The sequence below is a fragment of the Curtobacterium sp. BNK-1 genome, from assembly GCF_048685235.1.
GTDB classification, from domain to species: Bacteria; Pseudomonadota; Gammaproteobacteria; order Enterobacterales; family Enterobacteriaceae; genus Pantoea; species Pantoea agglomerans.
The window spans coordinates 2,638,003-2,664,035 of sequence record NZ_JBLQTJ010000001.1; the positions used below are offsets into that span (position 1 = coordinate 2,638,003).

A 26,033-nucleotide genomic window follows, 5' to 3' on the forward strand; every position below is an offset into this window, starting at 1 on the left:
TTCAGATCTCGTTTTTAAGTAACGCGTTACATAGAATACGCAACAAAATACAACCCTCCTCAAATTTGGAGCAACCATGTCCCATATTTTGCAATTTCTTTTAGCACTGGTGGTGGTCGGGATACTCGCCTTGCTGGTTAGTCACGATCGTAAAAGCATTCGCATTCGCTACATTATACAGCTACTGGTGATTGAAATTGTGCTCGCCTGGTTCTTCCTGAACTCAGAAGCGGGACTCGGTTTCGTCAAAGGATTCGCGGGCTTCTTTGACCATCTGCTGAAGTATGCCGCTGAGGGTACCAACTTCGTCTTCGGCAACATGAGCGACAAAGGCCTGGCCTTCTTCTTCCTTAACGTATTGTGCCCTATCGTCTTTATCTCTGCGCTGATCGGTATTCTGCAGCATTTCCGTATCCTGCCATGGGTGATTCGCGGTATTGGTACCGTACTGTCGAAAGTGAATGGCATGGGAAAACTGGAATCTTTCAACGCCGTGAGTTCTCTGATACTGGGACAATCAGAAAACTTCATCGCCTATAAAGATATCCTGGGCCAAATGTCACAGCGCCGCATGTACACCATGGCCGCGACCGCGATGTCGACCGTATCGATGTCGATTGTCGGCGCCTACATGACCATGCTGCAGCCGAAGTATGTAGTCGCCGCGCTGGTGCTCAACATGTTCAGCACCTTTATCGTGCTGTCGCTGATCAACCCTTATCGTGTAGAAAACGAAGAAGATCTGCAGTTGCAGGATCTGCACAAAGGCCAGAGCTTCTTTGAGATGCTGGGCGAGTATATCCTGGCCGGTTTCCGTGTCGCGATTATCGTTGCCGCCATGCTGATTGGTTTTATCGCGCTGATTTCAGGTCTGAATGCGCTGTTTGATCTGATCTTCGGCATCTCCTTCCAGGGCGTTCTCGGCTTTGTCTTCTATCCGTTTGCCTGGGTGATGGGCGTGCCTGCTGGCGAAGCGTTGCAGGTCGGCAGTATTATGGCGACCAAGCTGGTGTCGAATGAGTTTGTTGCCATGATGGATCTGCAGAAAATCGCGGGTCAGCTGTCGCCACATTCAGAAGGTATTCTTTCTGTGTTCCTGGTCTCGTTCGCTAACTTCTCTTCTATCGGCATCGTGGCCGGTGCGATTAAAGGTCTGAACGAAGAACAGGGCAACGTGGTTTCCCGCTTTGGTCTGAAGCTGCTGTACGGCTCTACGCTGGTCAGCGTGCTTTCCGCCGCTATCGCCGGTCTGGTTCTGGCGTTCTAAGCACGGTTCTGCGCACTACTCTAAGCATCAAAGGGCGAGCAGGTCTCGCCCTTCTCTTTCTGCTCTATCCTTGCTCTGCTTCCCGCTGATTCCACTTTCCTGCGTTAACTCTTTCATTGCACATGTCACATCTGCATTCAGATAGTGCACAACAGGCGGCACAGCGTCCCGCAAACAGCATCGGATGTCATAGCAGGTTATGCCGGTTAATAACGCAATTAAGCGTGCGCAGCAGCGTGAATGGCAAAGCAATAGCGTTGGGATCCGCAGCAACTGGCGAATAAGAGATTAATCAGAAAGGATTTTGACAACGGCGTGTCAGAAAATGGTGGAGATAAGCGGGATCGAACCGCTGACCTCTTGCATGCCATGCAAGCGCTCTCCCAGCTGAGCTATACCCCCACATCTGGAATTGTTTTTCAGTGCCAAACTTTTGGGAAGAAGTTTGGTGGAGCTAAGCGGGATCGAACCGCTGACCTCCTGCATGCCATGCAGGCGCTCTCCCAGCTGAGCTATAGCCCCGAACCGAAAAACTGTCGCGTTAAGCGACGGACGGCATAATATGAAACCCCCTCCGGGGTGTCAACGGCAAAATGACATTCTCTGTTTGATCGCTGAAAAAGGCGGCAACCTGCGAAGTTTCAGCAGCATGCTGCAGGGGAAAATCGTGTCTGTTCACACAGGACCGTTTTTTAACTGTTATTCAGTCTGCCGTCAGGTTAATTCACGGTTAAATATGTTATAGGAATTTTCTTGTCTTCGGCTTTTTCGCATGCAAAACTTAGCCCGCTAATTTAGTGGTACCCGGGACCCTCTCCCGCGCACCACGCGTCCACCAGGCGTTATCGTCCCATTAATCATAAAAAAACTACTGAGATACTATGTCGCTGCATACACCTAAAGAAATCGCACAACTGGCGATCCAGTCAGGCGTGGCTAAAAGCCGTGCACCTGTCAGCATCCTTCTGATTCTCGGCTTTATGGCGGGCGCATTTATTGCGACCGGCTTCCTGCTGGATCTTCACGTGATCAACACCCTTCCCGCTGAATGGGGCTCTTTTGGTGGCCTGTTAGGTGCCGCGGTCTTCCCGGTGGGGATCATCATGACCGTGCTGGCGGGTGGTGAACTGCTGACCGGTAATATGATGACATTACCGGTGGCCTGGTTCGCCCGTCGCATCAGCTTTATGAGCGTGGCGCGCAACTGGTTCTGGGTTACCCTGGCTAACTTTCTCGGCAGCGTGGCTGTCGCCTGGTTCTTTGGTCACATGCTAGGTATGACCGAGGGCGATTACCTGAAGAAGACCGTTGCTATCGCTTCTGCAAAAGTCCACGCTGATTTCCTGCACGCCTTTATTTCCGGCATCGGCTGTAACTGGCTGGTTTGCCTGGCGGTATGGCTGGCTTTTGCCAGTAAAGATGTGGTCGGCAAGATCTTCGGCATGTGGTTCCCGGTGATGGCATTTGTGGCCATTGGCTTCCAGCACGTTGTCGCTAACATGTTTATTATTCCGGCCGCCATTTTTGCCGGTCAGATGAGCTGGGCAGAGTACTTCCCTAATTTTATTGCCGTCTTCTCAGGCAATGCCGTGGGTGGTGCCGTGTTCGTTGGTCTGGCCTATTTCCTTGCATTCCGCCCTGCCGCTGAACCCGCCAGTAATCCTCAGTAATGAGGTTTTGCCTTTTGTCGAGAGACAAAAGGCAATTTCAGCTTCAGTTACTTTCACCCGTTACGTTTTGCTGTAATATGTCCTGCTAATGTATTAATCAGGGACTGCATCGTGAAAAAGGAATGGCTTACCCCCGAAGAGCTGGCTGCAGAGACGGGTTACAGTCGGCAAACGGTGAATAAATGGATCAAGCGGGAAAACTGGACGACCACGCCGAAGCCCGGTGTGCAAGGCGGTAAAGCCCGATTGATTCACATTGATGAGCGCGTGAAAAGTTTTATTCAGTCGACCCGTAACCTTAACGAGCCGACGGCAACTTATGGCACTCCATCCAATTCATTACCTGCGTTATTAATAAGTTCCGTCCAGCAAATGACTCAGGACGAGCAGGATCAATTCACTGCACTAATCTTACGCGAAGGTATCAAGGGCGTTTTGCAGCGACTGGGAATCAGCGAAGAGTAAGGTGTATTTATCAGGGAAGGTATGATGAAAAAGGAATGGTTAACACCCGAAGAACTTGCCTCAGAGACGGGCCTGAGCCGACAGACAGTGAACAAATGGATTAAGCGCGAAAACTGGACCACCCTGCCCAGACCCGGCATTCAGGGCGGCAAGGCGCGATTGATTCATGTGGATGATCGCGTAGAAAAATTTATCCATTCGACGCGTAGCCTGCACGAACCCGCCGCAATGTATAGGGTTCCGGCAGATTCACTGACGGCACTGTTGGTGAATGCGGTTCCGCAAATGAGTCAGGCTGAACAGGAGCAGCTGTCAGCGCTGATATTACGGATAGGAATTAAAGGCATGTTGCAGCGTCTGGATATCACTGAAGAGTAAAAACCGGAAGCGCGTAGCTTCCGGTTCTGTTTATTAAGCCTGCGCTTCCCGCTCACTGATAAAGGCCAGCGCCTGCTCAATACGTGCAACGCTGCGGCTGCGGCCTATCGCTTCCACGGTCACATCCAGTCCGGGTGACTGACCGGCACCGGTTACGGCCACGCGCAGCGGCATGCCCACTTTCCCCATCCCGACTTCCAGCTCATCTGCGGTGCTCTGAATAGCCTGATGTACGTTTTCAGCCGTCCACTCTTCGATCGCGGCCAGCTTATCGCGTACCACTTCCAGCGGCTGACGCGCTACCGGACGAAGATGTTTCTTCGCGGCATCGGCATCAAATTCTGCAAAGTCTTCATAGAAGTAGCGGCAGGATGCAGCCATCTCTTTCAATGTTTTGCAGCGCTCGCCTAACAGACCAACCAGCTTCGCCAGTTCCGGACCCGTGCGGGTATCAATTTTCTGCTCTTCAATATGCCACTGCAGATGTGTCGCCACATATTCTGGCGGCAGCGTATTGATGTAGTGATGGTTCAGCCACTGCAGTTTCTCAGTGTTGAACGCACTGGCAGACTTACTGACTGCATCCAGGGTAAAGAGCTCAGCCATTTCGGCCACGCTGAAGATTTCCTGATCGCCATGTGACCAGCCCAGACGAACCAGGTAGTTGAGCAGCGCTTCTGGCAGGTAGCCATCATCACGATACTGCATCACCCCTACCGCGCCATGACGCTTGGAGAGCTTTTTGCCGTCATCGCCAAGGATCATTGAGACGTGGGCATAGACCGGAACCTGCGCGCCAATTGCTTTGAGAATGTTGATCTGACGTGGCGTGTTGTTAATGTGGTCTTCACCGCGAATCACATGGGTGATGCCCATATCCCAGTCATCCACGACGACGCAGAAGTTGTAGGTTGGCGAACCATCGGTGCGGCGGATGATCAGATCATCCAGCTCCTGGTTGCTGAACTCAATCGGGCCACGGATCTGGTCGTCAAAGATGACCGAACCTTCCTGCGGATTGCGGAAACGCACAACGCACGGCTCATCATCTGCATGATGTTCATGGCTGTCACGGCAGCGGCCGTCGTAACGCGGCTTTTCGTTGTTGGCCATCTGCTCTTCACGCAGCGCTTCCAGACGTTCTTTAGAGCAGTAGCATTTATAGGCTGTACCCGCTTCCAGCATTTCATCAATGACCGCGTTGTAACGATCAAAACGTTTTGTCTGGTAGTAAGGGCCTTCATTCCAGTCGAGGCTCAGCCAGTTCATGCCATCCATGATGGCTTCGATAGCTTCCGGCGTGGAGCGCTCCAGATCGGTGTCTTCAATGCGCAGCACGAACTCGCCCTGGTTGTGACGGGCAAAGAGCCAGGAGTAAAGTGCGGTACGGGCGCCACCTACATGCAGATAGCCAGTCGGGCTGGGCGCGAAGCGTGTTTTGATTTTCATTGAGTATTGCCTTAGATGCGCGGGTTCTCTGTCTGGATGACAAAAAACAGGTTAGACGCGAAAAAACAGTGGGCACATTCTAGCATCTGACGGTGAATCCTCAATGCATGCCCGCCGGTTGCCGCCCGGGAAAAGGGGCTTTTCTGCCAGTAAAACCAGCACATTGGCTAAAAGCGCGACAGGGTGTTTAAAAATAAACCGAACGCACATTTATGTTTTAAAAAGCGTTGACTCAAAATCAACTATCCCTATAATGCGACTCCACACAGCGGGGGTGATTAGCTCAGTTGGTAGAGCATCTCCCTTACAAGGAGGGGGTCGGCGGTTCGAACCCGTCATCACCCACCACTCTTAACAGCGTGGCCCGCAGTGAACAGGTATGAAGATATGGGTGATTAGCTCAGTTGGTAGAGCATCTCCCTTACAAGGAGGGGGTCGGCGGTTCGAACCCGTCATCACCCACCATATCTTGCCTGTTAGTAGTACTGAAGTACGAAGTGGGTGATTAGCTCAGTTGGTAGAGCATCTCCCTTACAAGGAGGGGGTCGGCGGTTCGAACCCGTCATCACCCACCACTTCGGGTCGTTAGCTCAGTTGGTAGAGCAGTTGACTTTTAATCAATTGGTCGCAGGTTCGAATCCTGCACGACCCACCAATTCAGAATAAAGCGCCTTTAAGGCGCTTTTTTCGTTTCCGGGGCACGGACTTTACCGTGCAGGATGAGAACCTGCCGCAGGTTCGACTGAATCGCCGGGAGCGATTCAGGCTGATGCGACAGCATCACCCGCAGGGCGAGGCCCACGACGGGCCGAGGCTATCCTGCACGACCCACCAATTCAGAATAAAGCGCCTTTAAGGCGCTTTTTTCGTTTCTGCTGCACTGACTTAAGCATGACTTAAATCTGAACTGCCCTTTTCTGCGACTTCAGGCTTTAAAAAGCGTGCTGGATCAGGGAGCACTGACATTGGCTTAACAGATAAGCTCTCGCCTTTTCGCAACCTTAACAATTTCAGCTCTCAAGTCGTTTCACAGCGTGCCGATAACGTATCTGACAACTTACAGGGAGAAAAATGATGTCTTCAATTTCCGGAATTCTAAGCAGTGCAGTCAGTGGCGGTGACAGCGGTGGCGGTAGTGTTGCCTCGCAGGTCGCGGCGCTGAATAAACAGATTCAGAACGTCTTAACGCAAGTCAAAGAGCTGGCCGACAACAAAGAACTGACTGACGAACAGAAGTCTGAAATGCAGCAGATGTATCAGTCACAAATCACCATGCTGCAGGCGCAGATTGCTCAGCTGGAACAGAAGCAGGCCGAGCAGGATCAGCCAAAGAGTGACAGCTCGTCCGTCAGTGAGAGCAAAGCAGACGGGATTAACCGCCCTACCGACACCAACAAAATTGATGTCTACATCTAAAATGCGGGCCTGGCCTCGCGTTGTTGCGCCAGCAGCGTCGCCTGCTGGCGCACCTCCTGCCAGATCGCTTCGGCAGCAGGCGTCAGCGAGCGGTTTTTACGCTTGATCAGCGTAAGGCTGCGATTGATTTCAGGATATAGACGCCGCACCGTTAATGCGCGATCCGCCGGTAACGGTAACGCCAGCGCGGGCAGAATACTGATGCCGATCCCCACCTGTACCATCGGAAACAGCGTAGCGGGATGACCAATCTCCTGAACGACTTCAGCCCTGATATTCTGCTGCTGCATCGCCGCATCAATGAGGACCCGACTGCCCGAAGCGTAGTCCTGAAGCACCATGGTGCGGCCATCCAGCATTGACCATTCTGCCCTTTCCACCTGCGCCAGCGGATCATCATCACGGCATAGCAGCAGGAAAGGCTCATCCAGAATCGCGATGCTGTCAAAATCGCTGTCGCTGAGTGGCCCAATCACAATCCCGAAATCGACTTCGGCGTTACGCACACTTTGCAGCACCCACTGCTGGGCGCGATCGTGCAGTATCACTTTGATGTCAGGAAAGTGTTGCTGGCTGGCGGCCAGACATTGCGGCATCAGATGAGCGGAAATGGTCTGGCTGGCTGCCACCCTGACGGTACCACTGCGCTGTTCGCCAAAACTGCGGATATCCAGCAGCGTGGTATGAATCTCCTCCAGCAGGCGCTCCATGCGTGACGCCAGCTGTTTTCCCGCTTCAGTCAGCATCACCTCCCGGGTGGTTCGATCCAGCAATCGCACACCGGTTTCCGCTTCCAGCTCTTTAATACTGTGGCTGACCGCCGACTGACTCAGACCTATCGCCTGCCCCGCCTGGCTGAATCCGCCATAGTGAGCCACCGCAATAAAGGTTCGTAGCTGACGCAGGGTGTAATTCATCGATTCTTCTCATAGATTAATTCAATAAATCAATTTTATTTCTAAACAGGTTTCACGCACAATCGCGCTATTGAAAAATTTACCGGAATTTAACAATGGGATTTTTAAAACTCGATCCGATGATGGTTAAACTCATCATCACCGTGCTGCTGGCCTCTTTCCTGCCAGCCAGAGGGATCTACGTTGATATATTCAGCTATCTCGCGACGGCAGCGATAGCACTGCTGTTCTTTATGCATGGTGCCAAGCTGTCGCGTGAAAAGATCATCTCAGGCAGCAGTCACTGGCGGTTGCATCTGTGGATTATGTTCAGCACCTTTGTGCTGTTTCCGGTGCTGGGTCTGTTGCTGGTCTGGTGGCATCCGGTTAATGTCGGCCCGGAAATTTATACCGGCTTTATCTACCTCTGTATCCTGCCTGCGACCGTGCAATCCGCTATCGCGTTTACCTCCATGGCGGGCGGTAACGTTGCGGCAGCGGTATGCAGCGCCTCTGCATCAAGCCTGCTGGGTGTGTTTATTTCGCCGTTGCTGGTGAACCTGGTGATGGATATTCACAGCAGCGCGCCCAGCGATGGACTGGAGCAGATCGGGAAGATTATGCTGCAACTGATGGTGCCTTTCGTACTGGGACACCTCTCACGGCGCTGGATCGGTGGCTGGGTTGAGAAGCACCGCAGCCTGATTGGCAAAACCGACCAGACCTCGATTCTGCTGGTGGTCTACTCCGCCTTCAGTGAAGCGGTGGTTAATGGCATCTGGCATCGCGTTGGGTTGATTACGCTGCTGTGGATTGTGGCAGGCTCAATCATTCTGCTGACCGCCGTGCTGATTATCAACCTGCTGGCCTCGCGTCTGTTCCGCTTTAAACGCGCCGATGAGATTGTGGTGCTGTTTTGTGGTTCGAAGAAGAGTCTGGCGAATGGCGTGCCGATGGCGAATATCCTGTTCCCGGCCAGTACCGTGGGGATTATTGTGCTGCCGCTGATGATTTTCCATCAGGTACAGCTGATGGTCTGCTCATTTATTGCCGGACGTTATAAGAAGACCAATGAGAAGCAGCAGGCTGTGCAGGTCAAAGATTCGGTGATGGAGTCTCAGAAATAGATCGGCTGCCCGCCAGTGCGGGCAGCGTTACTTGCGGGTCTGAAGCGGTTTAACTAACCCTTCCAGACCCTCAATTTTTATTGTCAGGGTGAGTTGCATGAGATCACCCAGCAGACCAGACGGAAAGTCCCCACTGCGGGCAAACCACAGCAGATAAGGCTCAGGCAGATCGATCAGCATCCGCCCCTTATATTTGCCAAACGGCATAGGCGTATTGGCTATCGCCACCAGCTGATGTTCATCCATCTGAGGCTCCCAGCAGGCGGATCATTTCCGCTTCATCAATCACTTCAATGCCAAGCTCCGCTGCTTTCGCCAGCTTTGAACCAGCCGCTTCACCGGCAATCAGCAAATCAGTTTTCTTTGAGACACTGCCGCTGACTTTTGCGCCCAGCGCGATCAGCTGCGCTTTGGCATCATCGCGGTTCATCTGCGACAGTGAGCCAGTCAGCACCACCGTTTTACCCGCGAACGGACTGTCGATCTCTTCGGCTCTCACCACCACCACCTGCGGCCAGTGAATACCGATATCCTCGACCAGCTGGCGGATAACCTCACGGTTGCTTTCCTCTTCCATGAAGTTGCGCACGTGTGCCGCAACGACTTTGCCGACATCCGGCACCGCAATCAGCGCCTCAAGATCGGCATCCATGACCTTCTGCAACTCACCAAAATGGTTAGCCAGATTGGCAGCGGTGGCTTCACCCACTTCACGAATGCCCAGTGCATAGAGGAAACGCGCCAGCGTAGTCGATTTCGCTTTCTCCAGCGCGTCGACAACGTTTTGCGCCGATTTCGGCCCCATGCGATCCAGTCCGGTCAGTTTGCCCGCCGTGAGACGGAACAGATCCGCTGGTGTGTTGACGTACTCTTTCTCCACCAGCTGGTCGATAATCTTATCGCCCATGCCATCAACATCCAGCGCCCGGCGCGAGACAAAATGCTTCAGTGCCTCTTTGCGCTGAGCACCGCAGATTAAACCGCCCGTGCAGCGCGTGACCGATTCCCCTTCGACCCGTTCAACCTCGGAACCACAGACCGGACAGTGTGCCGGGAACAGGACTTCACGCGTCTGTTCAGGTCGCTCGGCCATCACCACGTTGACCACCTGCGGGATCACATCACCGGCGCGGCGAATGACCACCCGATCGCCGATGCGTAATCCCAGCCGCTCGATTTCATCCGCATTATGCAGCGTGGCATTGCTGACGATCACGCCCGCGACCTGCACCGGCTCAAGGCGAGCCACCGGTGTGATAGCCCCGGTGCGGCCAACCTGAAATTCGACGTCCCGCACCCAGGTCAGTTGTTCCTGTGCCGGGAATTTAAAGGCAATCGCCCAGCGCGGCGCGCGCGCCACAAAGCCCAGCTTTTCCTGCAGTTCCTGTGAATCGACTTTGATCACGACGCCATCAATATCAAAACCCAGATTCGGACGCTGTTGCTCAATATCACGATAGAAGGCCAGGGCTTCTTCTGCGTTGTGCACCAGCTTAATGCGGTCGCTGACAGGCAGGCCCCAGGCTTTAAACTGTTGCAGACGCCCCATGTGACTGTGCGGCATCTCACCGCCTTCCAGCAGGCCAAAACCGTAGCAGAAGAAGGTCAGCGGACGTTTGGCGGTAATGCGCGGATCCAGCTGACGCAGAGAACCGGCTGCTGCATTGCGCGGATTAGCAAAGACTTTGCCATCAGTCCGGCGTGCTTCCTCATTAAGCTTTTCAAAGCCGCGCTGCGTCATAAATATTTCGCCACGCACTTCCAGCCGTGCCGGAATGTTGTCGCCTTTAAGCCGCAGCGGGATAGCGCGAATGGTGCGGACATTGGCGGTAATGTTCTCGCCGGTAGTGCCGTCACCGCGCGTTGCGGCCTGGACCAGCAGACCATTTTCATACATCAGGCTGACCGCAGCGCCATCGAGCTTGAGTTCACAGCAGTAGGTTATGTCGTCACTGCTTTTCAGCCGATCCTGCACCCGCTTGTTGAAAGCCATAAACGTGGCTTCATCAAAGGCGTTATCCAGCGACAGCATCGGGACTTCATGGCGCACCTGCTCGAAGACCGTCAGCGGCGCGGCACCCACGCGTTGTGTCGGCGAGTCCGGCGTAATCAGATCCGGGTGTTCCTCTTCCAGCTGACGCAGTTCGCGCATCAGACGATCGTATTCAGCATCCGGCACTTCCGGCGCATCCATAACGTGATAGAGATATTCATGATGGCGCAACGTGGTGCGCAGTTCGGTGATGTGATCCTGGACGGATTTCATAAAGCCCCATCAGATAAAAAACCCCCGACAGGCGGGGGTTTGTTTTTAACAATTCAGATAGCGTTTAGCGCAGGTCTCAGACGCCAACCACATCGCGGATACGCGCTTTGTAAGTTTCCAGCTTCTGTGGTGTCATCATGCGACGCTCATCATCCAGCACCACGCCACCTACATCATCAGCGATACGCTGAGCCGACTGCAGCATCAGCTTGAAGTTCTGATTCGCATCGCCGTAAGAAGGCACCATCATAAAGATAGAGATGCCAGGCGTGCTGAAATCGGTCATCAGGTCAGGATTGAACGAGCCCGGCTTAACCATATTGGCCAGACTGAACAATACCGGGCCGCTGCCAGCCGGACTGAGATGACGATGGAAAATGTTCATTTCACCAAACTGGAAGCCCGCCTGAAGAATACCCTGCAGTAGTGCCTCACCGTTCAGTTCACCGCCCGAGTGTGCGGCAACATGCAGCACCAGTACCGCTTCTTTCGGTTTTTCCGCTGGCGCTTTAGCAGCAGGCTGTGCTGGCGCGGGCGCCGGTGTCACTTCAGGCTGCGGCTCAGGTTCTGCCTGGTACTGTGGTGCTGGCTGTACAGATTCCAGCGGATCGAGATCCAGCAGCGGGTCGGCCTGAACGGGCGGCGCGACAAAAGTGGGTGCGGGCTGCTGACGAACCGGTTCAGGGCGCGACTGCGGAGCAGGCTGCGGTGCCGTGTTAAAAAGCGGGTCGCTTTCAGGTTCGGGTTGCGGTGCGGGTCGTGGCGCAGGCTGACGCACAGGCTCAGCGGGCGCAGGCTTACGCGGCGCTTCTGGCTGTGGCTCGCGAATCTCATCGAAACGCGGTTCCTGATGTACGTTGCGATCAGAACGAACGCGAACCTCGCCGACGCCATCATCCTCGTCGTCAATCAGGTCCTGCTCATCATTTTCATCACGTTGTTTTAGACGTTTGTGCGGGCGATCGCGGAACACTGACGAACGCTCTTTACGGCTGGTCCACAGCCCGTGAAGAAGGAGCGCTATAATGGCGATCGCGCCAACAACGATTAATATCAGACGCAAATCCTGCATCATTGTATTCTCTGTTGTTCCAATACCTTGCCACCGCGGCAAACTTTATCCTCTAACTGTATTTGCCCTGCTACACAAGTGCAAGTCTGTGCACTATTTTCTGACAAATAAGATAGGCAACCCACGCTTTTTCGCTGTTTTTTTACCCAAACGGCACCTGGCCTGGCGAAAAAGCCAGGTTATAGTGGGCGCGCCTTAACATCTTCAGGAGAACTGGCTTTATGGCCATTGAGAATTCCGTCTCAAATTTTAACGGCATGCACTACTTTAGCCAGGGCTGGAAACTGGTACGTCTGCCTGGCATTCGCCGCTTTGTGGTGATGCCGTTGCTGATCAATATCGTGATGCTGGGTGGCGCTTTCATCTGGCTTTTCTATCGCCTCGGTGACTGGATCCCGCGTCTGATGGCCCATATTCCGGACTGGCTGCAGTGGCTGAGCTATCTGTTATGGCCGCTGTCGGTGATTGCGATTGTGCTGGTGTTTAGCTACTTCTTTTCGACCCTGGCAAACTTAATTGCCGCTCCGTTTTGCGGCCTGCTGGCCGAGCAACTGGAAGGCCGCCTGACAGGCAAGCCCCTGCCGGACTGCGGCTGGGCTGGAATGATTAAGGATGTGCCGCGCATTATGAAGCGCGAGCTGCAAAAACTGGGTTATTACCTGCCCCGCGCGCTGGGACTGCTGCTGCTCTACTTTATTCCTGGCTTTGGCCAGACCGTTGCGCCGGTGCTGTGGTTCCTGTTCAGCGCCTGGATGTTGTCCATCCAGTATTGCGACTATCCGTTTGATAACCATAAAGTGCCGTTTCAGCAGATGCGCAACGCCCTGCGTCAGCACAAAACGGCCAATATGCAGTTTGGCGCGCTAATCAGTCTGTTCACCATGATCCCGGTTCTGAACCTGGTGATCATGCCGGTTGCCGTCTGCGGTGCCACCGCCATGTGGGTCGATCGCTACCGGTCAACGCTGGCACGTCATGAGTTGCGTTAAATTCATCAGCGCGCCTTATGCTCTTTTTAGCAGGGCTTATTGCCGGGCGACATATAGATATACGATTTCTTTCCTTCCGCCACCAGGCAGAAAAGGTATGCTCATAGGGTTCCCAATAATTCATACAGTTAAGGACAGGCTATGAGTAAGATCTATGAAGACAACTCTTTGACAATTGGTCATACGCCATTGGTTCGACTGAACCGCATCGGTAACGGCCGCATCCTTGCGAAAGTTGAATCCCGTAACCCGAGCTTCAGCGTAAAATGCCGTATCGGTGCCAATATGATTTGGGACGCAGAAAAACGCGGTATTCTGAAACCGGGTGTTGAACTGGTTGAACCGACCAGCGGCAACACCGGTATTGCTCTGGCCTATGTCGCCGCAGCGCGCGGTTATAAATTAACGCTGACGATGCCAGAAACCATGTCAGTTGAGCGCCGTAAGTTGCTGAAGGCGCTGGGCGCGACGCTGATACTGACCGAAGGCACCAAAGGCATGAAAGGTGCCATCAGCAAAGCTGAAGAGGTTGTTGCCAGTAATCCGGATAAATATGTGCTGCTGCAGCAGTTCAGCAACCCGGCCAACCCGGAAATCCATGAAAAGACCACCGGCCCGGAAATCTGGGAAGACACGGACGGCGAAGTGGATGTCTTTATTGCCGGTGTCGGCACTGGCGGTACGCTGACCGGCGTGAGCCGCTACATTAAAAACACCAAAGGCAAAAAAGATCTGATTACCGTCGCGGTTGAGCCGACCGATTCCCCGGTGATTGCTCAGGCGCTGGCGGGCGATGAGATCAAACCTGGCCCACACAAAATTCAGGGTATCGGCGCAGGCTTTATCCCGGGCAACCTTGAGCTGAATCTGGTGGACCGCGTCGTGGCCATCACCAATGAAGAGGCGATCAGTACGGCGCGTCGGCTGATGGAAGAGGAAGGTATTCTGGCCGGTATCTCATCCGGTGCTGCCGTTGCCGCGGCGCTGAAGCTGCAGGAAGATGAAGCCTTCGCCAACAAAAATATTGTGGTGATCCTCCCCTCCTCCGGTGAACGCTATCTGAGTACCGCCTTGTTTGCCGATCTCTTCACTGAAAAAGAGCTTCAGTAGCAGAGGCCGATAGTCCGAAAATGGAGAAAAAAGCACCCAATCGGGTGCTTTTTTGTGGTGCAGATCTCACTTTCATCACCCGGCAGATTGATTTCAGTGACGCCGCTCTGGTATTTAGACTGCCAATTATTTCGATGCCTGAAATTAATCCGCGTTTGAAGTGGATCAAGCTGAATCGATTTACGGATTCAGTGAAACGGCGAATCACGGCATAATTAACCGGTGACGTGTAGAATCGGTTTTGAGACGCAACGGACTGTAGATTTGACGCATGCGCGTCTTTGGTCAGCATGAAGCTATACCCGCGCACCTACACAGGCTAAAGTAAAGGCTCCAGGCTAGACTTTAGATCCATAACACTCATCCTGATAACGTTGGGGAAATAGAATGTTCCAGCAAGAAGTTACCATTACTGCACCAAACGGTCTGCACACTCGCCCAGCTGCGCAATTCGTTAAAGAAGCCAAAGCTTTCCAGTCAGAAATTACCGTGACCTCTAACGGTAAATCAGCGAGCGCGAAGAGCCTGTTCAAGCTGCAGACACTGGGTTTAACCCAGGGAACGGTTGTGACCCTTTCCGCGGAAGGTGAAGACGAGCAGAAAGCAGTTGAGCATCTGGTCAAACTGATGGCTGAACTGGAGTAATCTCCGCTCAGCTCTCCAGCAAATCGACTCCTCTGCGCCATTGAGTGCAAACATCTTGATCGCGGACAACCTGTCCGCGTTATTGCTTTCGTAGAGTACGTGTCCCGCGACAATGGCACCGCACAGAGTCCCATCAGCCATCGTGATTAAAAGGTAGCGTTATGATTTCAGGCATTTTAGCATCACCAGGTATCGCTTTCGGCAAAGCACTGCTGCTGAAAGAAGACGAGATCGTCATCAACCGCAAGAAAATTTCTGATGACCAGGTTGAGCAGGAAGTTCAGCGCTTCCTCGATGGCCGCAGCAAAGCGGCATTACAACTGGAAGCGATTCGCGTCAAAGCGGGTGAAACCCTCGGTGAAGAGAAAGCAGCAATCTTCGAAGGCCACATTATGTTGCTGGAAGATGAAGAGCTGGAGCAGGAAATCATCGACCTGATCAAAAAAGATCACGCTTCTGCCGATGCTGCTGCTTACTCGGTCATCGATGGCCAGGCGAAAGCACTGGAGGAGTTAGATGACGAATATCTGAAAGAGCGTGCGGCTGACGTACGTGACATCGGTAAGCGTCTGCTGCAAAACATCCTCGGTCTGCATATCGTTGACCTGAGCGCTATTCCGGACGAATCCATTCTGGTGGCAAAAGATTTAACGCCGTCAGAAACCGCACAGCTGAACCTGAAGAAGGTGCTGGGCTTTATCACCGATCTGGGTGGCCGTACCTCACATACCTCAATCATGGCGCGCTCGCTGGAGATCCCAGCCATTGTCGGTACCGGCAATGTGACCGTCACGGTTAAAAATGGCGATTTCCTGATTCTGGATGGCGTTAACAATGCGATTCACGTCAATCCTTCAGAAGCGATTCAGGAAGAGCTGAAAGCCGTACAGAACCAGTATCTGTCGGAAAAACATGAATTAGCTAAGCTGAAAGATCTGCCAGCCGTTACGCTGGATGGTCATCAGGTTGAAGTCTGCGCCAACATCGGTACTGTGCGCGATATCGCCGGTGCTGAACGTAACGGCGCTGAAGGCGTGGGTCTCTACCGCACCGAATTCCTGTTTATGGATCGTGACTCACTGCCAAGCGAAGAAGAGCAGTTCCAGGCGTACAAAGCCGTCGCTGAAGCCATGGGTTCACAGGCCGTTATCGTGCGTACCATGGACATCGGCGGCGACAAAGATCTGCCTTACATGAACCTGCCAAAAGAAGAGAACCCGTTCCTCGGCTGGCGCGCTATCCGTATCGCCATGGACCGCAAAGAGATTCTGCATGCGCAGCTGCGTGCCATTCTGCGCGCCTCCTCTTTCGGTAAACTGCGCATCATGTTCCCGATGATTATTTCGGTTGAAGAAGTACGCAGCCTGAAAGCGGAGCTGGAACTGCTGAAAGCGCAGTTGCGTGAAGAAGGTAAAGCCTTTGATGAGAGCATCGAAGTCGGCATCATGGTGGAAACCCCGGCTTCAGCCGTGATTGCTCATCATCTGGCGAAGGAAGTCGACTTCTTCAGTATTGGGACAAACGATCTGACGCAGTATACTCTGGCGGTCGATCGTGGTAATGATTTGATCTCGCACCTGTACAACCCAATGGCGCCGTCTGTGCTTAACTTAATCAAGCAAGTCATTGATGCATCTCACGCTGAAGGTAAATGGACCGGCATGTGTGGTGAGCTGGCAGGTGATGAACGTGCTACACTACTGTTACTGGGAATGGGGCTGGACGAGTTCAGCATGAGTGCCATTTCTATCCCTGGCATCAAGAAAATCATTCGTAATACTAATTTTGAAGATGCGAAGGCATTGGCGGAGCAGGCACTGGCTCAACCGACAGCGGAAGATTTAATGAACCTGGTAAACAAGTTCATTAAGGAAAAAACGCTCTGCTAATCCGCATGATGCTGGCCCCAAATTACTGCTTAGGAGAAGATCATGGGTTTGTTTTCTAAACTTTTTGGCGAAAAAACGGATAGCGCTGGGACAATTGACATCGTAGCGCCTCTGTCAGGCGAAATCGTGAACATTGAAGACGTACCAGATGTGGTGTTTGCAGAAAAAATCGTGGGCGACGGTATTGCGATCAAGCCCAGCGGCAACAAAATGGTTGCTCCTGTTGATGGCACTATCGGTAAGATTTTTGAAACCAATCACGCTTTTTCGATCGAATCAGACAATGGCATTGAGCTGTTCGTCCACTTCGGTATCGATACGGTAGAACTGAAAGGTGAAGGCTTCAAACGCATCGCTGAAGAAGGCCAGAAGGTCAAAAAAGGCGACGTGGTTATCGAGTTTGACCTGCCGTTGCTGGAAGAGAAAGCGAAATCAACCCTGACACCGGTTGTCATCTCCAACATGGATGAAATCAAGGAATTGATTAAGCTGACTGGCCAGGTCACCGTCGGCGAAACGCCGGTGATTCGCATCAGAAAGTAAGCATTCGTTCATAACATAACGGCACCCGCGGGTGCCGTTATCGTTTCTGCTGTATGCCTGTTCAGGGCTGCCAGTGCGGCAGACGCAGCGTCAGTTCCAGTCCGCCTTCTGGCCGGTTTCTTGCCTCGACCTCACCATGATGCGCCAGTACCACCTTGCGCACGATAGCCAGTCCCAGCCCATAACCTTTGCCCATCAGCGGCGAATTCACCCGCACAAACGGGTCAAAGATGCTGGAGAGTTTATCCTCATCGACACCCGGCCCCTGATCGCGCACCTGAATCACCAGCCACTGCTGTTCTGCGCGCAGATGAACATCAATCCGCTGCCCTGGCAGAGAGAAGCGCAGCGCATTGCGTAATACATTCTCTGCTCCGCGCCGTATCAGCTCTGCATTGCCCCGCACGGTGTAATCAGCCCGATCGTCGACCTGCAACTCTACCTGCACGCCTGGGATCTGCGCTTCATAACGGACATCGGTAATAACCGCCTGCAGCAAGCCGGTCAGATCAAAATATTGCTCATCCGGGATGCTTTCATGCTCAGCCCGCGACAGTGTCAGCAGTTCACCGATCATCTTGTCCAGCCGACGCGCCTCTTCATCAATGCGATCAAGCGAACTGTTCACACTTTCTGGCGTCTGTCTGGCCAGCCCGGTCGCCAGCTGCAGTCGCGCCAGCGGTGAACGAAGCTCATGTGAGATATCATGCAACAGTTCTTCACGGGCGCGCACCAGGGTATCGAGCCGCTCGACCATAGCGTCAAAGGCTTCAGCGACGTTTGAGATCTCGTCGTGGCGCTTACGCATGATCGGAAACAGCCGCACGCTTAAATCGCCCTCAGCCACGCGGGAAAATCCTTCCCGCAGCTGACGCATAGGTCGCGTCAGATTCCAGGCCAGCAGCAGACTGAACAGCAATCCCACCGAGCCGGCGAAGACAAACATCGGCTCAGGAATATTCAGAAATTTGCGCGGCATCATGTTCAGCGTGCTGTCTTTACGCATGCCATCCAGGTCGTAGCGCAGCTGATAGGCTTTGCCATCCGCGCCGCGAACCCAGCGCACCACCTCTTCAGGAAAGCGCCCTCTGATATCCAGGTTGCCGCTGTTTTCTGATTGTGACGGTTTTGTCTGTTGGGTGACGTGGAAGAACTGCCGGTCGCTGTTATCCCAGTCCGACAGCATCGCATTCAGCGCATCAGGCCCGCCCCGCTCCAGCACTGACGCGGCGGAGGTCATCTGCAGATCCACAATACGACGGATAGCCACGAGTTCAGGCGGTTCATGCCGTTTACCGGAGAGCGTAAAGCCGAGCCAGATAAGCTGGCTCATAATGACGAAAACGATCCAGAAGCCGATAAAGATCTTCCAGAACATGCGTCCACGGTAACTCTGCTTCATCGAATACGGTAGCCGATGCTGCGAACGGTTTCGATGTTGATGCTGTCAGCGGTTAATGCACTGAGCTTCTGACGAATGTTACTGATATGCACATCGACGCTGCGATCATAGGCTTCACGCGGACGACCGAGTCCCTTTTCGGAGAGCTCATCTTTTGACACCACTCTGTCCGGCGCACGCAGCAGCAGATCCAGCAGATTAAATTCCGACGCCGTCAGATCAAAGGTTTTACCCTGCCATTCGCTTATGCGGGTGGCGGGATTAAGCATCAGCTCTCCCCAGCGCAGCGGCTCTCTGGCGTCTGGCTGTGGCGCCTGCTCTTCGAAACGGCGTAATACGGCGCGCAGACGCGCCACCAGTTCACGGGGATAGCAGGGCTTGGGCATATAGTCATCCGCGCCCATCTCCAGACCTATCACGCGATCAATATTATCGCCTTTGGCGGTCAGCATAATCACCGGTATCCGGCTGTTCTGGCGCACCTGACGCAACACATCAATGCCGCTCATGTCGGGCAGCATAATGTCCAGAATCATGGCGGTGAACTCTCCCGATAACGCGCCCTGCACGCCGGCGCTGCCGGTCAGAACCAGCTGGGCATCAAACCCTTCCCCGATCAGGTACTGGCTTAACATCGTGCCTAATTCAGCATCATCATCAACAAGCAAAATTTTCATGGTTATCTCTCTGGAGAATTGCCGCTATTTTGTCCTGTGCTGAACATTCGCGCAGCCTGATTTACGCGATCCTTACAGATTCAGTCTGTCTGGCGCCGAAAATTGGGGTTAAAAAAGGCCTGTGGGCAGTTAATGCGCGCACAGGCCTGATTCCGTATTGGCAGAGGTTACTGATGATAGAGTCCGGTAGAGAGATAACGGTCACCGCGATCGCAGGCGATCGCCACCACCACGCTGCCAGGATTGGCCTGCGCAATGCGCAGCGCACCCGCCACCGCGCCGCCTGAACTGACGCCACAGAAAATGCCTTCACGGCGTGCCAGCGCGCGCATCGTCTCTTCCGCTTCCTTTTGCGTCATATCCATCACATCATCCACCAGATCGGGACGGTAGATCCCCGGCAGATAGGCCAGCGGCCAGCGACGAATGCCTGGAATACTGCTGCCTTCGCTGGGCTGCAAACCGATCACCTGCACGCCCGTATTAAGCTCTTTCAGATAACGCCCCACGCCGGTAATGGTGCCGGTGGTGCCCATGCTGGAGACAAAATGAGTCATGCGCTGGTTCGACTGCTGCCACAATTCCGGGCCAGTGGTCTGATAGTGACCCAGCGGATTATCGGGATTATTAAACTGGTCCAGCACCCGGCCTTCACCGCGCGCCGCCATCGCCTGGGCCAGATCGCGTGCGCCCTCCATGCCCTGTTCACGGGGCACCAGGATTAACTCTGCGCCATAGGCGCGCATCGCGTCCTGCCGCTCCTGACTCATGTTGTCGGGCATCAGCAGGCGAAGTCGGTAGCCTTTCATCGCCGCGATCATCGCCAGCGCAATCCCGGTGTTGCCGCTGGTAGCTTCAATCAGCTGATCGCCGTGTGAAATATCACCACGCAGCTCCGCCTGATTGATCATCGACCAGGCCGCGCGATCTTTTACCGAACCTGCCGGATTATTGCCTTCCAGCTTGAGCCAGACCTCGCTGCCGTTGGCGGGCGTCAGGCGCTGCAACTTGATCAGCGGGGTATTGCCGATGGTATTTTCGAGAGTCGTCACGGTGCGGTTCCTGGCATCTTACAAACCAGATGCGAAAAAAAGGCGGGAGTGACACTCCCGCCCGGTGTTGATGAGAAAATATCAGGCGCTTTGTGCAAAGGCAACTGCGCGCAGTGGCGTATCGCCCTTATAGAGACGCGCCTGCTGTAAGCCAACAAACAGACGCTCGCCGCGAATCGGCGCTGTCTGCTCACCTTCAAACACCACCGAAACCGGCTCGCTCTGCCAGCCGGCAGGCTGGACGACCAGCTGCCAGAAGTGTCCACGCGGGCTCACTTCCAGTACCTGTACCGGCAGCGGAGTTTCCAGACTGCTGCGGCGTGACACGTCGATTTCCCACGGACGCAGGAACAGCTCAACCGCGCCCTGGTGGGCCGAGGTATAGCCCAGCGGCCAGTGGTGCGCGCCGACGTGGAACTGTGATCCCTGAATCTCGCCATCAAAGCGGTTCACTTCACCCAGGAATTCCAGCACAAAACGGGTCGCCGGATCGCGCCACACATCATCTGGCGTGCCGACCTGTTCAATATTGCCCTGACTCATCACCACCACGCGATCCGCGACTTCCATCGCCTCTTCCTGGTCGTGGGTGACAAACACGCTGGTGAATTTCAGCTCTTCATGCAGCTGACGCAGCCAGCGGCGCAGCTCTTTACGCACCTGAGCATCCAGCGCGCCAAAGGGTTCATCCAGCAGCAGAATCTGCGGTTCAACCGCTAACGCACGCGCCAGCGCCACACGCTGTTTCTGGCCGCCCGACAGCTGTGCCGGGAAGCGATTCGCCAGATGAGCCAGCTGCACCATCTCCAGCAGACGGGTAACACGCTGTTTGATCTCCGCCGTTGAAGGACGCTCACGACGCGGCAGCACGGTCAGGCCAAAGGCGATGTTGTCGAATACCGTCATATGACGGAACAGCGCGTAGTGCTGGAAGACAAAACCGACCTGACGATCGCGCGCATGCAGGCGGCTGACATCGTTGCCATGAAAACGGATATGACCGCTGTTCTGATGCTCCAGCCCGGCAATAATGCGCAGCAGCGTGGTTTTACCCGAGCCTGATGGGCCAAGCAGCGCCACCATTTCACCCGAGGCAATATCCAGAGAGATATCGTTCAGCACCGATGTGCGACCAAAGGATTTGTTGATCTTGTTAATCTCAATGCTCATGATTTCCCTCCTGTTGCAGGCGTTTGTGCTGTTGCTCTAAACGCCACTGCACAATGCTTTTCAGAAACAGCGTCACAATTGCCATCAGGGTTAACAGGGCGGCCGCGGTGAATGCGCCAACGGTGTTGTAGTCCTGATGCAATAATTCAACCTGAAGCGGTAATGTGTAGGTCTCACCGCGAATCGATCCCGATACCACCGAGACCGCACCAAATTCACCAATCGCACGGGCGTTAGTCAGCACGATGCCATACAGCAGCGCCCAGCGAATGTTCGGCAGCGTTACGCGGCGGAACATCTGCCAGCCAGAGGCGCCCAGCAGCACCGCCGCTTCATCTTCATGACTGCCCTGACTCAGCATCACCGGGACCAGTTCGCGCACCACAAACGGACAGGTCACAAACACCGTCGCCAGCACCATGCCAGGCCAGGCAAACATAATCTGGATGTTATGCGCATCCAGCCAGCCGCCTGCCGGGCCATTAACGCCCCAGAACAGCAGATACATCAGACCGGCCACGACCGGCGACACGGCAAAAGGAATATCGAACAGGGTCAGCAGCAACTGACGCCCCGGAAAGGTAAAGCGCGTCACCAGCCAGGCGAGCAGCGTGCCGAACACCAGGTTAACCGGTACGGTGATCAGCGCCACCATTACGGTCAGCCAGATGGCGTGCAGCATGTCCGGATCCGCCAGATTGCTGAGAGCGACAATGAGCCCCTGATTCAGCGCTTCCCAGAAGATGGAGGCCATCGGCACCACCAGCAGCAGAATCGAGATCAGCGCGCCGATACTAATCAGCAGCCACTTGCCCCAGTTCACTGGCTGACGTGCAGCGTGATTAATCTGTGAAACCTCAGCCATTAGTGACCTCCCAGACGACGGCCAAAGCGGCTCTGTAATGTGTTAATCGCAAATAACAGAATCAGCGATGCCGCCAGGATCACCGAGGCGATGGCGCTGGCCGCCGGATAGTCGAACTCCTGCAGCCGGACAAAAATCATCAGTGAGGTGACTTCCGTTTTCCAGGCGATGTTACCGGCAATAAAGATCACCGCACCAAATTCACCCAGGCTGCGGGTAAAGGAGAGCGCAGTCCCGGCCAGCAGCGCCGGAGCCACTTCCGGCAACACGACGCGGCGGAAGCTCTGCCATGGCGTGGCACCCAGCGTTTCGGCCGCCTCTTCATACTCCGGGCCTAACTCTTCCAGCACCGGCTGTACGGTACGCACCACAAACGGAATGCTGGTAAAGGCCATGGCGATGGCGATACCAATCCAGGTGTAAGAGATTTTGATGTCGAACTGAGCGAACCACTGTCCATACCAGCCGTTGACCGAAAAGAGTCCGGCCAGGGTCAGACCCGCCACCGCCGTAGGCAGTGCAAACGGCAGATCCATCAGGCCATCCAGCAGCGTCCGGCCCGGAAAACGGTAACGGGTCAGGATCCATGCCATCAGCATGCCGAACACCGCATTAAACAGTGAGGCGACGCCTGCAGAGAGCAGCGTTACTTTATAGGCGGCAATCAGCTGCGGATTGGTCACCACATCCCAGTACTGTTGCAGCGTCATCTGCGACAGCTGCATGATCACCGCGCTGATAGGCAGCAGCAGAATCAGACAGGTAAAGAGCAGACTGGTGCCGAGGCTGAGACCAAAGCCGGGCAACACGCGTTTCTGGCTGGCTGCAAACATTATCCGCGCCCCGCCGCTAACAACTTATCAAGCTCACCGCCGCTGACGAAGTGCGTCTTCATCACCTTATCCCAGCCGCCAAACGCCTCTTCCACCCGGAACAGGCTGGTCTGCGGGAAGCGATCTTTCTGCTCCGCCATCAGCTGTGCATTGTTCACGCGATAGTAGTAGTGAGTAATAATATTCTGCGCTTCAGGTGTATAGAGATAGTTCAGATAAGCGCTGGCCGCATCAGCGGTTTTATTGGTGGTGACGTTTTTATCCACCCATGCCACCGGAAACTCCGCCAGAATGTTGGTTTTCGGCACCACCACTTCATACTCATCTTTGCCGTACTGGTTGCGAATGTTATTCACTTCGGACTCAAAGCTAATTAATACGTCGCCCAGGCCACGCTCAGCAAAGGTCGTGGTCGCACCGCGACCGCCGGTGTCGAACACTTCAACGTTTTTCAGGAATTGCGTCATAAAGGCACGGGTTTTGGCCTGATCGCCCCCGTCCGCTTTCTCCGCTGCGCCCCAGGCGGCCAGATAGGTGTAGCGGCCATTCCCGGAGGTTTTCGGATTCGGGAAAATCAGCTTCACATCACTTCGGGTCAAATCTGACCAGTCGTGAATCTGTTTTGGATTTCCTTTGCGCACCAGAAACGCCATGGTGGAGTAGAAAGGCGAGCTGTTATTCGGCAGACGGCTTTTCCAGTCTGCGGCAATCAGGTTGCCTTTATCGTGCAGCACCTGCACATCCGTAACCTGATTGTACGTGACGACATCCGCGCGCAGTCCCTGCAGGATAGCCAGCGCCTGCTTCGATGAACCGGCGTGCGACATCTTAATGGTCAGTGGATCGCCGGGATGGCTGGCATCCCACTGTTTAACGAAGGGAGCATTCAGGGCGACAAACAGCTCCCGCGAAACATCGTAAGAGCTATTAAGAAGTTCAGTGGCATTGGCTGCGCCGGCCAGGCTCAGCGACAACGCGATACCGCTCACGATTTTTTTCATCGCTTGTAATGTCATTTGGCACCCTGAAAAAGTTTGATGCGGATCTCACCCGCTGAGGCACCAGTTTATTTATAACTCAGTGAAAACCAGTAACGGTTTTATATATCGTTTGATGATTTCAAAGTCGAAAAAAGCATAAGACGACGGCACTGTTTATGCAGAAATCAGCAAAAGCCGATGGGGAGGAGGAACCCCGTGCCGCGGGCAGCGGCAAGGGTTTTGAGAGGCTCAGCGGCCGCCTGACGGGCGGCGCGCTGAAGACGAGGAATTAACGCTGCCAGACAATCTTGCTGATTTTCCAGCTTTTCAGCGTATCGTCCGAGGGCATTAATCCCTCCGGTCCATGCCAGTCACCCTGATAAACATAGGTCAGATGCTGACTGCCAGGCGCACGGCATGCCACGTCACGTGCATCGGTGCCGCTGGCTAAGGTGCAGTTGTCGAAGGCTTTGCTGAACTTATTACTGAAGAGATCACCCACTTTGCTGCCATCGCTGCTGGCGATTGCGCTGTCCATGACCTCAATACGTTCGACCTGCGACTGCCCGTAAATCACCAGCTTAACGTTGCCATCATCCAGCGCCTGCCAGAAAGAGACCACCTGACCATTCTGGCTGCGCATGCCCTGACGCAGGCTATAATCACCGTTCAGTCCGGCATTAATCGCGTCCTCTTTCATGGCGGTCGAGGCAGTTAACCCACCCACACCCTGTTCTGTCGCGGTCAGCGAGGAACCGAACCAGTTCCACGGCAGCGCCGAAGACCAGTGATACGTCAGCGGATTCCACCAGCTTGCCTGCTGGCTGCTGTCAGCGCCGGAACCCGAACTGGCACAGCCGCTCAGTACAACCGCGGCGATCAGTAGCGTGGAACGAACAGCTTTCATGAGAACTCCTGTAAATGCGATGCCGGAAAGGCGGAACTGATTGGAGTCGCAAAGCGACAAAAAGTTTAGTGAAGATGATGTTCGGGCAGAAAGCAGTCGCGACAGCGGCGGCTGGATTGCAGCCAGATCAACGCCAGCAGGTCAAAGAGCGTCAGCAGCAATGGCAGCGGTGAGGTGAGCAGATCGCCCTGCACAAACTGCATTCCCTGCCAGAGCAGATTCACCAGCAGCGACAGCGCCAGCACGCTGCGCCAGTGCTGCCAGAGTCGCGGCAGGCGGGTGCGATACCCGGTCAGCAGCAGGCCCGCCAGCGCCGGTAAACCCAGCGCAAGACCGATCCAGAACGCCTGACGATCCGGATAGAACAGCGCCAGCAGATCGTTGCCCTGCTGCCGTGACGCACCGGCCATCACCAGCAGCAGCCAGGTCCGCGCCTGGAGTAACAGGATCAGCCAAAAAAGAAACGGCAGCCGCAGCTGCCCTCTGGCGTCATACTCGTCCGGCAGATAGCCCGGTGACGGCTTAGTATTCACGATCTTCGATCAGACGTTTACCAAACAGCAGCGCATCGACCGGCTCATAATCGAGCTTCTCATAGAACGCCACTACCTGATCATTCTCTTCGCGGATCATCAGATGCAGTTTCGGACAGCCGCGCGCGATAAGCTTCTTCTCCAGACGGTTCATCAGCGCATTCGCAAAGCCGCGTCCCTGATAGTCGGGATGCACGGCCAGATAGTAAGCCGCGCCGCGATGGCCATCATAGCCGCCCATCAGTGTGCCCACGACCACGCCGCCCACTTCAGCGACCAGAAAGAGATCGGGGTCGTGATTCATTTTGCGTTCGATATCCAGCTCCGGATCGTTCCATGGCCGTAACAAATCGCAACGTTCCCATAAGGTGATCACTTCTTCAAAATCTTCCTGGCGGAAGGCGCGGATTTCCATCTTCTTTACCTGCAAAT

26 protein-coding genes, 6 tRNA genes and 1 other RNA gene are annotated in these 26,033 nt (G+C 54.4%); 16 read left to right on the forward strand and 17 right to left on the reverse strand.

What is annotated here, in order from left to right:
* Positions 1–76 precede the first annotated feature (76 nt).
* On the forward strand, positions 77–1,267 hold the full coding sequence (locus ACMGGP_RS12410) for a NupC/NupG family nucleoside CNT transporter (RefSeq protein WP_010671371.1): 1,191 nt from the start codon (positions 77–79) through the stop codon (positions 1,265–1,267).
* Between the two features lie 326 nt (positions 1,268–1,593).
* On the opposite strand, the gene ACMGGP_RS12415 is transcribed toward ACMGGP_RS12410, so the two are convergent.
* Positions 1,594–1,669 (reverse strand) — tRNA-Ala (locus ACMGGP_RS12415).
* Positions 1,670–1,713: 44 nt separating this feature from the next.
* Positions 1,714–1,789, reverse strand: a tRNA-Ala gene (locus tag ACMGGP_RS12420).
* A 359-nt stretch (positions 1,790–2,148) separates the two neighbouring features.
* Between ACMGGP_RS12420 and ACMGGP_RS12425 the strand changes: the two genes are divergently transcribed.
* The 3 genes from ACMGGP_RS12425 to ACMGGP_RS12435 all read left to right on the forward strand — a co-directional run bounded on the left by ACMGGP_RS12425 (position 2,149) and on the right by ACMGGP_RS12435 (position 3,780).
* Complete coding sequence (locus ACMGGP_RS12425) at positions 2,149–2,937, forward strand: formate/nitrite transporter family protein (protein ID WP_010257841.1); 789 nt, start codon at positions 2,149–2,151, stop codon at positions 2,935–2,937.
* A 111-nt stretch (positions 2,938–3,048) separates the two neighbouring features.
* On the forward strand, positions 3,049–3,402 hold the full coding sequence (locus tag ACMGGP_RS12430; protein ID WP_010257838.1) for a YfeC-like transcriptional regulator: 354 nt from the start codon (positions 3,049–3,051) through the stop codon (positions 3,400–3,402).
* Between the two features lie 21 nt (positions 3,403–3,423).
* Complete coding sequence (locus tag ACMGGP_RS12435) at positions 3,424–3,780, forward strand: YfeC-like transcriptional regulator (RefSeq protein ID WP_250488662.1); 357 nt, start codon at positions 3,424–3,426, stop codon at positions 3,778–3,780.
* A 33-nt stretch (positions 3,781–3,813) separates the two neighbouring features.
* Here ACMGGP_RS12435 and gltX read toward each other — a convergent pair whose 3' ends face one another.
* A complete protein-coding gene (gene gltX / locus ACMGGP_RS12440; RefSeq protein ID WP_010257834.1) occupies positions 3,814–5,229 on the reverse strand; it encodes a glutamate--tRNA ligase in 1,416 nt (471 codons plus the stop codon).
* A gap of 272 nt (positions 5,230–5,501) precedes the next feature.
* Between gltX and ACMGGP_RS12445 the strand changes: the two genes are divergently transcribed.
* The 6 genes from ACMGGP_RS12445 (at position 5,502) to ACMGGP_RS12470 (ending at position 6,645) form a co-directional block, all read left to right on the forward strand.
* A tRNA-Val gene (locus ACMGGP_RS12445) sits at positions 5,502–5,577 on the forward strand.
* Between the two features lie 41 nt (positions 5,578–5,618).
* Positions 5,619–5,694: transfer RNA gene (locus tag ACMGGP_RS12450), tRNA-Val, on the forward strand.
* 34 nt (positions 5,695–5,728) lie between these two features.
* Positions 5,729–5,804 (forward strand) — tRNA-Val (locus ACMGGP_RS12455).
* Between the two features lie 4 nt (positions 5,805–5,808).
* Positions 5,809–5,884 (forward strand) — tRNA-Lys (locus tag ACMGGP_RS12460).
* A 43-nt stretch (positions 5,885–5,927) separates the two neighbouring features.
* A non-coding RNA gene (locus ACMGGP_RS12465) (RtT sRNA) lies at positions 5,928–6,063 on the forward strand.
* Between the two features lie 237 nt (positions 6,064–6,300).
* The gene (locus ACMGGP_RS12470) at positions 6,301–6,645 is read left to right on the forward strand and encodes a FlxA-like family protein (RefSeq protein WP_022624164.1); all 345 of its coding nucleotides are present in this window, start codon (positions 6,301–6,303) and stop codon (positions 6,643–6,645) included.
* Here the strand turns inward: ACMGGP_RS12470 and ACMGGP_RS12475 are convergent.
* The gene (locus ACMGGP_RS12475; RefSeq protein WP_010259882.1) at positions 6,642–7,562 is read right to left on the reverse strand and encodes a LysR family transcriptional regulator; all 921 of its coding nucleotides are present in this window, start codon (positions 7,560–7,562) and stop codon (positions 6,642–6,644) included. The two genes, ACMGGP_RS12470 and ACMGGP_RS12475, sit on opposite strands and share 4 nt — an antisense overlap.
* Positions 7,563–7,657: 95 nt before the next feature.
* Here ACMGGP_RS12475 and ACMGGP_RS12480 point away from each other — a divergent pair, with 95 nt between their 5' ends.
* Positions 7,658–8,668, forward strand: a complete 1,011-nt coding sequence (locus ACMGGP_RS12480) for a bile acid:sodium symporter family protein (RefSeq protein ID WP_010259885.1) — start codon at positions 7,658–7,660, stop codon at positions 8,666–8,668.
* Between the two features lie 27 nt (positions 8,669–8,695).
* On the opposite strand, the gene ACMGGP_RS12485 is transcribed toward ACMGGP_RS12480, so the two are convergent.
* From ACMGGP_RS12485 to zipA, 3 genes are all read right to left on the reverse strand, one after another.
* On the reverse strand, positions 8,696–8,914 hold the full coding sequence (locus ACMGGP_RS12485) for a DUF3820 family protein (protein ID WP_003848878.1): 219 nt from the start codon (positions 8,912–8,914) through the stop codon (positions 8,696–8,698).
* Positions 8,907–10,934, reverse strand: a complete 2,028-nt coding sequence (ligA, locus tag ACMGGP_RS12490; RefSeq protein WP_010259887.1) for an NAD-dependent DNA ligase LigA — start codon at positions 10,932–10,934, stop codon at positions 8,907–8,909. Before ligA ends, ACMGGP_RS12485 begins: the two co-directional genes overlap by 8 nt.
* Before the next feature lie 76 nt (positions 10,935–11,010).
* The gene (zipA, locus tag ACMGGP_RS12495) at positions 11,011–12,009 is read right to left on the reverse strand and encodes a cell division protein ZipA (RefSeq protein WP_022624162.1); all 999 of its coding nucleotides are present in this window, start codon (positions 12,007–12,009) and stop codon (positions 11,011–11,013) included.
* Between the two features lie 218 nt (positions 12,010–12,227).
* Here zipA and cysZ point away from each other — a divergent pair, with 218 nt between their 5' ends.
* From cysZ to crr, 5 genes are all read left to right on the forward strand, one after another.
* Positions 12,228–12,995 (forward strand): sulfate transporter CysZ, encoded by a 768-nt coding sequence (cysZ, locus tag ACMGGP_RS12500; protein WP_498798485.1) that lies wholly within the window; start codon positions 12,228–12,230, stop codon positions 12,993–12,995.
* Between the two features lie 141 nt (positions 12,996–13,136).
* Complete coding sequence (gene cysK, locus ACMGGP_RS12505; protein WP_010671366.1) at positions 13,137–14,105, forward strand: cysteine synthase A; 969 nt, start codon at positions 13,137–13,139, stop codon at positions 14,103–14,105.
* A gap of 387 nt (positions 14,106–14,492) precedes the next feature.
* Positions 14,493–14,750, forward strand: a complete 258-nt coding sequence (gene ptsH, locus ACMGGP_RS12510) for a phosphocarrier protein Hpr (protein WP_003848868.1) — start codon at positions 14,493–14,495, stop codon at positions 14,748–14,750.
* A gap of 161 nt (positions 14,751–14,911) precedes the next feature.
* Positions 14,912–16,639, forward strand: coding sequence for a phosphoenolpyruvate-protein phosphotransferase PtsI (gene ptsI, locus ACMGGP_RS12515; RefSeq protein WP_010259908.1), 1,728 nt, complete (start codon positions 14,912–14,914; stop codon positions 16,637–16,639).
* Positions 16,640–16,681: 42 nt separating this feature from the next.
* Positions 16,682–17,182 (forward strand): PTS glucose transporter subunit IIA, encoded by a 501-nt coding sequence (crr, locus tag ACMGGP_RS12520; protein ID WP_010259911.1) that lies wholly within the window; start codon positions 16,682–16,684, stop codon positions 17,180–17,182.
* Between the two features lie 61 nt (positions 17,183–17,243).
* Here crr and ACMGGP_RS12525 read toward each other — a convergent pair whose 3' ends face one another.
* The 10 genes from ACMGGP_RS12525 to ACMGGP_RS12570 all read right to left on the reverse strand — a co-directional run bounded on the left by ACMGGP_RS12525 (position 17,244) and on the right by ACMGGP_RS12570 (position 26,016).
* Entirely contained in the window at positions 17,244–18,584 is a 1,341-nt protein-coding gene (locus ACMGGP_RS12525; RefSeq protein ID WP_064690299.1) for an ATP-binding protein, read from the reverse strand.
* On the reverse strand, positions 18,581–19,261 hold the full coding sequence (locus tag ACMGGP_RS12530; protein WP_480276742.1) for a response regulator transcription factor: 681 nt from the start codon (positions 19,259–19,261) through the stop codon (positions 18,581–18,583). The genes ACMGGP_RS12525 and ACMGGP_RS12530 overlap by 4 nt, the downstream gene beginning before the upstream one ends.
* 167 nt (positions 19,262–19,428) lie before the next feature.
* Positions 19,429–20,313: a cysteine synthase CysM gene (cysM, locus tag ACMGGP_RS12535; RefSeq protein WP_498798486.1), complete on the reverse strand. Its 885-nt coding sequence runs from the start codon at positions 20,311–20,313 to the stop codon at positions 19,429–19,431.
* Positions 20,314–20,394: 81 nt separating this feature from the next.
* Positions 20,395–21,483 carry a sulfate/thiosulfate ABC transporter ATP-binding protein CysA gene (gene cysA / locus ACMGGP_RS12540; RefSeq protein ID WP_010259925.1) on the reverse strand — a complete coding sequence of 363 codons (1,089 nt, stop codon included), beginning with the start codon at positions 21,481–21,483 and terminating at the stop codon, positions 20,395–20,397.
* Entirely contained in the window at positions 21,473–22,348 is an 876-nt protein-coding gene (cysW, locus tag ACMGGP_RS12545; protein ID WP_010259929.1) for a sulfate/thiosulfate ABC transporter permease CysW, read from the reverse strand. The genes cysA and cysW overlap by 11 nt, the downstream gene beginning before the upstream one ends.
* Positions 22,348–23,181, reverse strand: a complete 834-nt coding sequence (cysT, locus tag ACMGGP_RS12550; RefSeq protein ID WP_010259932.1) for a sulfate/thiosulfate ABC transporter permease CysT — start codon at positions 23,179–23,181, stop codon at positions 22,348–22,350. The genes cysW and cysT overlap by 1 nt, the downstream gene beginning before the upstream one ends.
* Complete coding sequence (locus tag ACMGGP_RS12555) at positions 23,181–24,197, reverse strand: sulfate ABC transporter substrate-binding protein (protein WP_406548986.1); 1,017 nt, start codon at positions 24,195–24,197, stop codon at positions 23,181–23,183. The genes cysT and ACMGGP_RS12555 overlap by 1 nt, the downstream gene beginning before the upstream one ends.
* A gap of 253 nt (positions 24,198–24,450) precedes the next feature.
* Positions 24,451–25,068 carry an RpoE-regulated lipoprotein gene (locus ACMGGP_RS12560; protein WP_022624157.1) on the reverse strand — a complete coding sequence of 206 codons (618 nt, stop codon included), beginning with the start codon at positions 25,066–25,068 and terminating at the stop codon, positions 24,451–24,453.
* Positions 25,069–25,133: 65 nt separating this feature from the next.
* On the reverse strand, positions 25,134–25,601 hold the full coding sequence (locus tag ACMGGP_RS12565; protein WP_010259942.1) for a DUF2919 family protein: 468 nt from the start codon (positions 25,599–25,601) through the stop codon (positions 25,134–25,136).
* On the reverse strand, positions 25,591–26,016 hold the full coding sequence (locus ACMGGP_RS12570) for a GNAT family acetyltransferase (protein ID WP_003848834.1): 426 nt from the start codon (positions 26,014–26,016) through the stop codon (positions 25,591–25,593). The genes ACMGGP_RS12565 and ACMGGP_RS12570 overlap by 11 nt, the downstream gene beginning before the upstream one ends.
* Positions 26,017–26,033: the final 17 nt, after the last annotated feature.